This window comes from Enhygromyxa salina, from assembly GCF_002994615.1.
GTDB lineage: Bacteria > Myxococcota_A > Polyangia > Nannocystales > Nannocystaceae > Plesiocystis > Plesiocystis salina_A.
Genome location: NZ_PVNK01000128.1, coordinates 1 through 4,807 on the forward strand (window position 1 = coordinate 1; position 4,807 = coordinate 4,807).

At 63.3% G+C, this 4,807-nt stretch carries 5 protein-coding genes and 1 pseudogene; 3 read left to right on the forward strand and 3 right to left on the reverse strand.

From position 1 onward, the window contains the following. Positions 1-592 (reverse strand): transposase zinc-binding domain-containing protein (locus tag ENSA5_RS13380; RefSeq protein WP_181197725.1); only part of this gene is annotated, 592 nt, incomplete at its 3' end. 272 nt (positions 593-864) lie between these two features. On the opposite strand from ENSA5_RS13380, the gene ENSA5_RS37635 reads away from it, so the two are divergent. Then, positions 865-1,083: a hypothetical protein gene (locus tag ENSA5_RS37635; RefSeq protein ID WP_106392039.1), complete on the forward strand. Its 219-nt coding sequence runs from the start codon at positions 865-867 to the stop codon at positions 1,081-1,083. Between the two features lie 65 nt (positions 1,084-1,148). On the opposite strand, the gene ENSA5_RS13390 is transcribed toward ENSA5_RS37635, so the two are convergent. Both ENSA5_RS13390 and ENSA5_RS35940 read right to left on the reverse strand, forming a co-directional pair. After that, positions 1,149-2,543 carry a leucine-rich repeat domain-containing protein gene (locus tag ENSA5_RS13390; RefSeq protein ID WP_146155656.1) on the reverse strand — a complete coding sequence of 465 codons (1,395 nt, stop codon included), beginning with the start codon at positions 2,541-2,543 and terminating at the stop codon, positions 1,149-1,151. A 400-nt stretch (positions 2,544-2,943) separates the two neighbouring features. Further along, positions 2,944-3,123: a hypothetical protein gene (locus tag ENSA5_RS35940; RefSeq protein WP_146155657.1), complete on the reverse strand. Its 180-nt coding sequence runs from the start codon at positions 3,121-3,123 to the stop codon at positions 2,944-2,946. An 87-nt stretch (positions 3,124-3,210) separates the two neighbouring features. Here ENSA5_RS35940 and ENSA5_RS35945 point away from each other — a divergent pair, with 87 nt between their 5' ends. Both ENSA5_RS35945 and ENSA5_RS13400 read left to right on the forward strand, forming a co-directional pair. Next, complete coding sequence (locus ENSA5_RS35945) at positions 3,211-3,702, forward strand: hypothetical protein (protein ID WP_146155658.1); 492 nt, start codon at positions 3,211-3,213, stop codon at positions 3,700-3,702. 12 nt (positions 3,703-3,714) lie between these two features. Next, positions 3,715-4,807: pseudogene (locus ENSA5_RS13400) on the forward strand (hypothetical protein); the annotation flags it as partial.

Consider the following 4,807-nt stretch of genomic DNA (forward strand, 5'->3'; position numbering starts at 1 on the left):
CGTCGAGCACGAGGCAATGAAAGTGCACGTTCAGCCGCAGCGAGGAGTCGGCGCGCTGGATGAAGGTGATCGCACCGAAGCGCGCGTCCTCGACCGAGCGCAGGCCGAGCTTTGCCTTTGCCCGGCAGCGCAGCGAGCGACGCAGCGAGGCGATGAACGCGTCGAGCACGTCGGCGCACAACTTTCGATCGTAGCCCATCGCGTAGCGCAGCCGGCCCGGCAACGAGCAGACCCACTGACGAACGGGGACCTCCGGGAACACCTCGTCGACGAGGTGGGCCGCGACGTCAGCCATGCGCCGGCCCGTGCATGACGGGCAGAATCCGCGTTTTTTGCAAGAGAACCCCACAACCGTCGACTCGCCACACTGCCGGCAAGCAAAGTGGGCGAGGCCATGCTCGAGGATGCCGCAGCGCAGGTATGCCTCGAACTCCTTGACGACGAAGTCAGGCAAGCCGCCGGATGGCTCGGCCCGCTCGAGGAAGGTCGGCCAGTGCTGCTCGATGAGCTGGTACAGCAGCGTCTCGTCGGGCCGGCGACGCTCGTAGCCATCTCGACGCGGCGTCGTCGAGCACGGCGAGGGAGCAGCCACGACCAGCTACTCGGCCGTCGTGGTCTCGCTTTGCAGAGCTCATGCGTGAGCCAGCGAGGTGTCCGGGATCGGGGCCACCTTCGCTTGCGGGATGGTGGCCTCGCCGAGTCACGTTGAGCACACACGCAGCGGCGCGTGCCCGTCGGCATCACGAGCAGCGGCTCGCGTTCCATGAGCCGGCCATGGGGTGACCTGGATCAGCGAGCATGAGAGTGTCTTGGACATGTGCGCAGGCTAGCCGCCCGCGGCGACTTCCCCTCGCGGAAGATCAGGTGCTCGCGGATGACAGGATCGTATTCTCGCGACGGGGTGGCTTCGTCACCGTGCGCTGCACGGTCGAGGCCAGCGCGCGCCCTGACGGGATCGCCTGGGCGCATGAGATCTACGATCTCGAGGGCCTCTACGACATCTGCGTCGACGACTGGTCGGTCGCGCCAGCCGGGAGCGCCGTGGAGGAGACGGCGAAGGGCTGCTCAGCGCCGCCGGGCTGACGGAGCCCCTCGGACACCGTCGATCCGCTCGCCGTCGACGAACTCCCGCTCCTCCATGGAAGGGCTCACGCCCGTCCGAGCATCGGCTTCACAAAAGACAGGAACCTGTCGCCGTCGAGGCCGGACTTGCTGATCCGCTCCCGCGCGAGATCGAGCACTTTGGCGGAGGTCTCCGGGGTGTAATAGAGCGGCACGCTGATCGCCTTGTTGGCCTTTTGGACGTGCTCCGGGACCAACTTGTTGATGTGCTCGTGGAGGAATCGGCTCTGGCCGTGCTCTTCGTCGACATAGCACTTGCCGACGGCGAGCATCAGCTCGTAGAGGTTCGCCTGCGCCACATCTCCCGTGTCCTCGAAGCTGCGCAAGGCCTCCTGCACAGCGGGCACGTTGATCTCCAGGGTGCCGTCGAACTGATCGGTGAAGGTCTTCATCTCCCGGACCAAGATGGTCGCCGGATCTGTATCGCCGTACATATCCGCGATCGTCCGCCGGGTGAACTCGTCGAGCGCGGGGAGGTCGAGGATCGCCGCTGGGATGTTCTCGATGTTGGGGCTGCCTCGTAGGTCGAGCTTGCTCAGCTTGCTGCAGCGGCCCAAGGATGGCGGGAGCGAGGTGAGGTGGACATTGCTCCTGAGCTCGAGGGACGACAGTTCGCTCAGGCTGCCGATCTCGTCGGGCAGCGTTGTCAGCCCGGTCTCAGTGAGCTCTAAGCTGCGCAGGTTTTGCAGTTGGCCCAGCTCTGGGGGAAGCGACGACAAGGTCGCCTGGCTGATCTCGAGACTCTCGAGACTCTCGATCTCACACAGCGCGCTTGGAAAGTCCGTCAGCCTCGGGGCGTAGATGTCAAGACGGTGCAAGTTGGCGGCGTGCTGGAAGGTCCCAGGCGGAATCGTGAAATCATCCAAGACAAACACGATGAGCGATTGAACACGGGATGCGAACTCCACGTCCGAAAATGAGGACAAGAGCGCCGCGAAGGCTCGCGCGTCGAGCGTTGAGTAGTTTGTGTTGATAAATGCGTATTCCCCCTTTCGGAAGAAGTCATTCTTGAAGTGCCACTGCAGCTGCCGCGCGTCAGCCTTGGCGAGAAAGTAGCGATAGGCCCCGCGCATATAGGCGGTCGAGCGCAGGCCGATGAACTTGGCGAACTCGGGCGCATTAAACCCCTCGATGGCCGCGAGCTCCTCGATATCGGCGTCGAACGACTTCGCCGCGCTCTGGCTCTCGTACTTCTTGCGCGACTTGAGCTTGAGCGCCTGCTGTGTCGGCCCGCTGCCGTGCTTCTTGATGATCTTCTTGGCCAGGGCTCGCGGCTCCTTGTGGTAACCAGCGTCTCCCAACGCCACTGAGAGGATGAGCGCCTCGATCCCTGGAACGTCGGGAAGACCGCTCTTCAAGAGCGTTTGAAGCAAATTTTCATCAACATTTCGCAACAGGGGTCGATAGATCTCGTGGAACATTGTTCGTCTGCCTTGGGCGAACATACATCGCAGCCCCTCCGCGCCAAAGGACCGCTCGCGCCTCAAGACGTTCTAGCCGGGAATCTCTGCGAGGCCGGGTCACGGAGGCTCGTAGAGGCTGAAGCGCTGACGACGCGCGGGCGCTCCACGGGGTGCTCCAACCGCAGCGGGGCCACGAGATGCCGCGCATAGGACATCCGATGCGGGGTCGGGGGTGGCGCGAACGTCGCGCCGCTCATTTTGGCGTGTGGATCGGAAGGCGAAGTGGGCCCGGGCCGGGTCGGTTGGCGAACAGGCCCCCCAACTTGACCCCGTTCGGCGCGGTCTTGCGCCGAACCTGCCTTGGTCCCTGACACCAAGCCACGGCTCGACCATCACGGCCTGGTCAGGGTCGGGTCGGTCACGCCGCGAAGTCGAGTTCGAGCTGGCCAGCTGGGGCTGGCCTCGGCCGCGGCGGCGGACGGGGACCGAGACCCAAGTTGGCGAGCACCTGCGCGATGTCGTCCGGCTTGTTGGCGATCTTGACCAAGCGCATCGCACCGCGGCAGCGCGGGCAGGTCATGATGTCGACCGCAAACATCCTCTGAAGCAGCCACGCCCAAGGGTGTCGAGCGGGTTGCTTGGCGAGCACCTCGAGCTCGGTCGCCTCGGCGAGGAGGAGTGGTATATGATCGGGGCCGACGAGGACGCTTCGCTCGAGAACGCGTTGGAGTTCCTGGCCGACAATGAGCCTGCGAAGAAGCACAAGAAAGGGATGAAGCGCTTCGAGCAGGCTCTCGATAAGTTGGCGGAGCGGGAGAGTAAACTGGTGGAGCGGCGCGAGGTGATCGCGCGGGGGAAGGCGGCGGGGTGTAAGAGCTTGCCGGAGCCGCATTGTGATGTGTATCGCGTCACGCCGCCGGGGGCGGCTACGCTCATTGACGACGAGTGGGGCGAAAAACGCAGGGACTACCTCAAAGGCAACGGCTACCCCCCAGGCAGCAAAACACACCATCGTGTGCCAAAATGTGCTGGAGGATGCCCAGGGCGTTTCGACGCCGACGGCAACCTCACCCACGACTCGACCCTCTCGGCAGAATGCCGACAATTTGATGCCGACCTCACAAAAATTCAGGGCGACTGCGCAGCTCTCTGGGCACGAAGAACCACCAAACTATAAGAAAATCGAAACATGACTATTGAGCAAAAAGATTGGCGCTTCGACTTCTCAATCCTGCGTAAATTCTGGAGGGCGACGCCCCCCCCCGACATTCCCGCAGGTCTCGACTCGCCCGACGAAGGCGCCCGACTCGCAGCGGCAGCAGAACTCGCCCGACGTGGCGATCGCCAGGGTCTTGACACAGTTCGCGGCATGGTCGACATCAGCGACCCAATCCTCCAAGAGGACGTCTACATCTTCATCGGCGGCATCAGCACCGAGCCCGAACTCGTCGATGTCATCAACGAACATCGCACCGCGCTGTACGAGACACAAAAGTGGTGGAAACAGGATGAGATCGCCAACATGCTTTACCACTCCCAGCTCGCCTGGGGCGTCCCGATCATGATCCGAATGTGGCATCTCATCGCCACCGGAGACGCTCCACGTGAGGCCGGCATCGTGAGCAACAAAATTTCCCGCCTGATCGAGTCCGCTGATAACCATATCCCCAAAGTCAAAGACGACTACTCCTGGGACAACGAGGGCTACGAGACCGGACGGCATCGCACCATCGAGGCCTGGTTGATGCTCCAGGCCTGGCGCAAGCTCATGGACCGCATCGGCGACGTGCACGCCCCCATCATGTTTGGCGCCCTATTCGACACCGCGACCATGGCCCGGACCGTCGGACAACAACCAATCCCAGATCGCTGGACCTACGAGACCGTGACGGGCGCAGACTGCTCCAATTGGCGTGCAAAGGACAAGCATCAACAGCGACAACCCCTCCAGATCGCCGGCGAGATCGCCCGCTTCCTCGCCGAGGACGCCCACCGCTACCAACCCGGCAAGCGCTACTTCCTCGGCCATGAGGTCCCACAGGTCATCGACCCTCGCGCGGTCGACCTCATGAATGAAGCGATCGCCTACTTCGAGGCCGAGATCCAAGCCATGGATCGCCAACACCTCATCGACGCCGGCATCCTCGAGGACGACGACGACGACGACGACGACGACGACGACGACGGCTTCGACTCCTACTTCTGGAGCGACCTCGACAATTGGCGCGCCTCCCCCAACGGCTCGTTCTGGCAGCGGATCGCCCACATCGCACACAACGCGG